5 protein-coding genes are annotated in these 4,998 nt (G+C 66.2%); all 5 read right to left on the bottom strand.

The features are described from left to right. On the bottom strand, nt 1-1,333 hold a 1,333-nt coding region (locus H0U68_RS07550), incomplete at its 3' end, for a HAMP domain-containing protein (RefSeq protein ID WP_296354196.1). A 604-nt stretch (nt 1,334-1,937) separates the two neighbouring features. Then, nucleotides 1,938-3,071, bottom strand: a complete 1,134-nt coding sequence (locus tag H0U68_RS07545) for a branched-chain amino acid ABC transporter substrate-binding protein (RefSeq protein ID WP_296354193.1) — start codon at nt 3,069-3,071, stop codon at nt 1,938-1,940. Between the two features lie 159 nt (nt 3,072-3,230). Beyond that, complete coding sequence (locus H0U68_RS07540; RefSeq protein WP_296354191.1) at nt 3,231-3,527, bottom strand: hypothetical protein; 297 nt, start codon at nt 3,525-3,527, stop codon at nt 3,231-3,233. Further along, on the bottom strand, nt 3,527-3,964 hold the full coding sequence (locus H0U68_RS07535; protein WP_296354189.1) for a DNA polymerase III subunit chi: 438 nt from the start codon (nt 3,962-3,964) through the stop codon (nt 3,527-3,529). The genes H0U68_RS07540 and H0U68_RS07535 overlap by 1 nt, the downstream gene beginning before the upstream one ends. After that, the coding region (locus H0U68_RS07530; protein WP_296354187.1) for a leucyl aminopeptidase at nt 3,961-4,998 on the bottom strand (1,038 nt) is incomplete at its 5' end. The genes H0U68_RS07535 and H0U68_RS07530, both read right to left, overlap by 4 nt.

The raw sequence follows: 4,998 nt of genomic DNA, 5'->3' as shown, positions 1-4,998 counted from the left end.
AGGTGCCGGCCACGCCCTGCACGTCGGCCTGGCCGCCCAGCTTGCCTTCGGTGCCCACTTCCCGCGCCACCCGCGTCACTTCCGAAGCGAAGGACCGCAGCTGGTCCACCATGGTGTTGATGGTGTTCTTGAGTTCGAGAATTTCGCCCTTCACGTCCACCGTGATCTTCTTGGACAGGTCGCCGGTGGCCACCGCCTTCGTGACGTCGGCGATGTTCCGGACCTGCGAGGTCAGGTTACCGGCCATGAAGTTCACGTTGTCGGTCAAATCCTTCCAGGTACCGGCCACGCCCTGCACATCGGCCTGGCCGCCCAGCTTTCCTTCGGTACCCACCTCGCGCGCCACCCGCGTCACTTCCGAAGCGAACGACCGCAGCTGGTCGACCATGGTGTTGATGGTGTTCTTCAGTTCCAGGATTTCACCCTTCACGTCCACGGTGATCTTCTTGGAGAGGTCACCGGCCGCCACGGCCGTCGTCACTTCCGCAATGTTCCGCACCTGGGACGTGAGGTTACCGGCCATGAAGTTCACGTTGTCGGTCAGGTCCTTCCAGGTGCCGGCCACGCCCTGCACATCGGCCTGGCCGCCCAGCTTGCCTTCGGTACCCACTTCGCGCGCCACCCGCGTCACTTCCGACGCGAACGACGAGAGCTGGTCCACCATGGTGTTGATCGTGGCCTTGAGTTCGAGAATCTCACCCTTCACGTCCACGGTGATTTTCTTGGAGAGGTCACCGGCCGCCACGGCTTTCGTCACGTCGGCAATGTTTCGCACCTGGGCCGTCAGGTTCGAGCCCATCGAGTTCACCGAGTCGGTCAAGTCTTTCCACGTGCCGGCCACGCCCTGCACATCGGCCTGGCCGCCCAGCTTGCCTTCGGTGCCCACTTCGCGCGCCACGCGCGTCACTTCGGCCGCGAAGGTGCCTAGCTGCTGCACCATCTTGTTGATGGTCATGGCGGTGCGCAGGAATTCGCCTTCAAGCGCCCGCCCGTCGGCCTCCAGCGCCATCGACTTGGACAGGTCGCCCTGTGCCACGGCGCCGATCACGCGCGCCACTTCGGACGTCGGATGCACCAGATCGGAGATCAGCGAGTTGATGGCTTCGGCGGAATCGCGCCAGAAGCCGCCGGCGTACGCCATCTGGGCGCGTTCCTTGAGCTTGCCTTCCTTGCCGACCACGCGCGACAGGCGGGCCAGCTCGTGCGACATGCGCACGTTCTCGCCGACCACATCGTTGAACGCGTCTGCCACCTTGCCGAACAGGCCCGTCCAATCGGCGGGCAGCTGCGCTTGCGCATTGCCCTTGCGCAGCTCCGTCAGCCCCGTCAGCATCGAGCGCGTGCGCTCGGACGACAGCTCCACGGCATCCACAACCGCGTTGACGCTGGCCACGTTGTCCTGCCAGAAGCCGGTGAGCTTGCCGTCTTCCACCCGCTTTTGCGCGCGCGTGCCGTTGTGCACCGCGCTTTCCACGGACTTGAGCTTGTGGCTGGTGCGCGCGGTCTGCGCGGACAGCTCGTTGAATTCCGACGCGATCTTGCCGTACAGGCCATCCCACTCCGTGGGCAGCGTCACGCCGCTTTCGCCCCGGCGGAACGCGCTCAGGGCCTTGAGCAGCAGTTTCAGGTCGCCGTCGTGCCGGTCCGTAGTGGGCAGTGTTGCCAGGACTTCCATCGTCTTTCCCCGAGTGTGTACAACTGTGACCAAGCCACAAAACAAGGCAGGGTAACGGCTTCGAACGGTCGAGACAATCGCGCGGAAACACTGCGCCCCGCGCCAAGCCAGTCCTGGTGCGGGGCGTAGGAAAAAACCGACAGGAGAAGGGCGGCCCTGCCTACAGCTCCAACATGGGCGGCGAGCAAACGAATGCGCCCCGCACAAAGAAAAAGGCCGCCCTTGCGGGCGGCCTTCAATCAGGCTCGGGAATCGCGCCGGATCAGTTCAGCGCAGACTTCTTGCCGTCCTTGTAGACGTACAGCGTCATGGCCGGGTTCTTCAGCTCGCCGTTGGGTTCGAAGGCGATGTTCGCCGTGATGCCCTTCATGTTGGTCTCAGCCAGCTTGGCGGTGTAGACCTTGGGATCCACGGAGTTCGCACGCTTCATCGCATCGACCAGAACGAACGTGGCGTCGTAGGTGTACGGCGCGTAGATCTGGAACTGGCTCGGGAACTTCGCGTCGTAACGCTTCTTCCACGCTTCGCCGCCGGGCATCTTGGCCAGCGAGGCGCCGCCTTCGGCGCACACCACGTTGCCCAGGACCTTGGAGCCGGCGGACAGCTTGGCCAGTTCGGCCGTGCAGATGCCGTCGCCGCCGAAGAACTTCACGTTGCCCATGCCCAGCTGCTCCAGCTGGCGCAGCATCGGGCCACCCTGGGCGTCCATGCCGCCGTAGAACACGCCGTCGGGGTTCTTGGACTTGATGGCCGTCAGGATGGCCATGAAGTCGGTCGCCTTGTCGGTCGTGAACTGCTCGTCGACGATGGTGACGCCCTTGGACTTGGCCGTGGCCTTGAACACGTCGGCGACGCCCTGGCCGTAGGCCGTGCGGTCGTCGATCACGGCAATGCGCTTGAGCTTGAGCGCGTCAGCCGCGTACAGGGCCAGACCGGCGCCCAGCGCGTTGTCGTTGGCGATGATGCGGTAGGTGGTCTTGTAAGCGGGCTTGGTCACCTGCGGGTTGGTGGCCGAACCGGTCACGTGCGGAATGCCGCAGTCGTTGTACACCTTGGAAGCCGGAATGGTGGTGCCCGAGTTCAGGTGACCCACCACGCCTGCAACCTTGGCGTCGCACAGCTTCTGGGCGGCGGCCGTGCCCTGCTTCGGGTCGGCAGCGTCGTCTTCGCTCTGCACTTCGAACTTGATCTTCTTGCCGCCGATCGTGATGTTCTGCGCGTTCAGATCTTCGATGGCCATCCGCACGCCGTTGTCGTTGTCGCGACCGTAGTGGGCCTGCGGACCGGACATCGGGGCGACGCCGCCGATCTTGACTGTTTGCACGTCTTGGGCGGCGGCCAGGCCGGACACGGCTGCCAGCGCGACGGCTGCCGTCAATTTCAGCTTGAATTGCATGGGTGAAACCTCCAGAGTAGGAATTAAGTTGAGAATTTGCTCAACGGGCGCGACCATATCGCAATTTCCGGACCCGAACCATAAGGGGAAACTTGGTGGGCCCTAAATAAGGTCATCTAATCAACATATGGCTCGTCTGATTGGATGACCGGGTTTTCCTCAAGTCCCCTTCGTGGCGCTGCCCGAGGCCCCGCTCTCCTGCGACACCGCCTGCGAGACCGCGTCGCGCACAAGATCTTCGATGCGCTCCCTGAGCGCCGGGCCGATGTCGCGGGTGTGCTCGAGCACGACGGTGGCGATGGCTTCGCGCAGCCGGCGCTCCAGCATCAGGTCCACGCGCTGCATCACGCGGCGCACGAGATCCTCCTGCGCGAGCGGCGCGGTGGGCACAGTGGTGCTCTCGCGCACCACCTCGGTCAGCGTGGGAACAAACCGGGGCGGATTGCGCGAGGACATCAGGCTTGCTCCTTGGTCGCGAGGTCGTGGCGCGTGATCGCATAGCCGCGGTCGGCATAGTGCTTCCAGCGCGCGCGCGCCTGCTTGCGGTCCTCATCCTCGCCGGTGACGACTTCGATCAAACGCTCGAAGCGCTCGAATCCTTCGGGCACCGGGACGCCGAGATTCACCAGCACCTGGTGGTGCGGCACGTCGCGCACGGCCGCAGCCAGGACCACCGGAGACGCGGCCAGCACCGCCGGCACGGCGTTCGCCGCGTTGCAGTGCGCCACGAACTCCAGCGGCGCGAAGGTCCACAGCGCGACGTCCAGTTCGGCCAGCAGGGGTGCTTCGCCGGTGACCACCACGCGCGCGCCAGCGCCCGCCGCCTTGCGCAGCAGCCGGCACGCATAGCCCACTTTGCCGGGCGCGTTGAAATGGAAGGCGACTTCGGTCACGCGCGCCTGGCGCGCGCCGGCTTCTTCGGCGCGGCTTCGGAGGCTGCCTGCTGCGACTGCGCCAGCACGTATTCGACCAGCAGGCCGACCGGCCGGCCGGTGGCGCTCTTGCCGGCGCCGCTCTTCCACGCGCTGCCGGCGATGTCCAGGTGCGCCCATCGATAGTTCTGCGCGAAGCGCTGCAGGAACTTCGCCGCGGTGATCGCGCCGCCGTAGCGGCCGGCCACGTTGGCCATGTCGGCGAAATTGCTCTTCAGGCCTTCGCCGTATTCGTCGTCCATCGGCATCGGCCAGCACGGGTCGAGCGCGGCGTCGCCCGCCGCCTTCAGGTCAGCGGCCAGCGCGTCGTCGGTGGTGAACAGGCCGGTGCGCGTGCTGCCCAGGGCCACCACGCAGGCGCCGGTGAGCGTGGCCAGGTCGATCACCATGCGCGGCTTGAAGCGCTCGGCGTAGGTCAGCGCGTCGCACAGGATCAGCCGGCCCTCGGCATCGGTGTTCAGCACCTCGATGGTCTGGCCGCTCAGGCTGGTGAGCACGTCGCCCGGTTTCAGCGCATTGCCGTCGGGCATGTTCTCGCAGGCGGGGATCAGCCCCACCAGGTTGATGCGCGGCTTCAGTTCGGCCAGCGCGCGGAAGGCGCCCAGCACGCCGGCGGCGCCGCACATGTCGAACTTCATTTCGTCCATGTCGGCCGACGGCTTGATCGAGATGCCGCCCGAATCGAAGGTGATGCCCTTGCCGACCAGTACGCAGGGCGCTTCGCCCTTGCCCGCGCCGGTGTAGCGCAGCACGATGAAGCGCGGCGGCTGCGCCGAGCCCTGGCCCACGGCCAGGAACGAACCCATGCCGACCTGCGCGATCTCCTTGGGGCCCAGCACCTCGCACTGCAGGCCGTGCGCCTTGGCCAGCTTCTTCGCCTCTTCGCCCAGGCGGGTCGGCGTGGCCACGTTGGGCGGCAGGTTGCCCAGCTCGCGCGCGAGCTCGATGCCGGCGGCCGCGGCGCGCGCGCGCGCGAACGTCTCGCGGTGCGCGCC

The sequence above is a fragment of the Ramlibacter sp. genome, from assembly GCF_013697775.1.
Lineage (GTDB): Bacteria > Pseudomonadota > Gammaproteobacteria > Burkholderiales > Burkholderiaceae_C > Ramlibacter.
This window is presented reverse-complemented; position numbering and strand designations above follow the sequence as displayed.